This is a genomic window from Pseudomonas sp. P20 (assembly GCF_016463925.1).
GTDB classification, from domain to species: domain Bacteria; phylum Pseudomonadota; class Gammaproteobacteria; order Pseudomonadales; family Pseudomonadaceae; genus Pseudomonas; species Pseudomonas aeruginosa.
Window position 1 is genome coordinate 409,665 of sequence record NZ_JAEMVM010000009.1, and the last position, 694, is coordinate 410,358.

A 694-nucleotide genomic window follows, 5' to 3' on the forward strand; every position below is an offset into this window, starting at 1 on the left:
TCCTGTTCGCCCACTACCAGCAAGGCATGACCGACTACCTGGCGATCGCCCTGCTGCACCACAGCGAAGGCGTGGCGGTGAACGAGTCGCTGGAGGTCACCCCGTCGCGCCACCTGGACCTCGGCCAGTTGCACCTGGCCGCGCGGATCAATATCTCCGAATGGCGCAACAACAAGCAGTCGAAGCAGTACATCTCGTTCATCAAGGGCAAGGGCGGGAAGAAGGTCTCCGACTATTTCCGCGACTTCATCGGCTGCCAGGAAGGGGTGGATTCGCCGAGCGAGACGCGCACCCTGCTGAAAGCCTTCAGCGATTTCGTGGAAAGCGAGGACATGGCCGAGGAACAGGCCCGCGAGAAGACCGAGACGCTGGTCGACTACGCCACCTCCCAGGCGCGCATCGGCGAGCCGATGACCCTCGACGCGCTTTCGGAACTGATGGACGACCAGCAACCGCGGGCGTTCTACGACTACATCCGTAACAAGGACTACGGCCTGTCGCCGGAAATCCCGGCGGACAAGCGCACCCTCAACCAGTTCCGCCGCTTCACCGGCCGCGCCGAAGGCCTGTCGATCAGCTTCGAGGCGCACCTGCTGGGCTCCAGGATCGAGTACGACGAGGAGCGCGACACACTCCGGATCAGCAGCCTCCCCACTCAGCTTCGCGACCAGCTCAAGCGCCGCAAGGCGGAGCA

1 protein-coding gene is annotated in these 694 nt (G+C 63.8%); it reads left to right on the plus strand.

Annotated elements, in window-relative coordinates:
• Nucleotides 1–694, plus strand: a 694-nt coding sequence (gene yejK, locus JHD77_RS14490; protein ID WP_233412006.1) for a nucleoid-associated protein YejK, incomplete at both ends; no start/stop codon positions are given.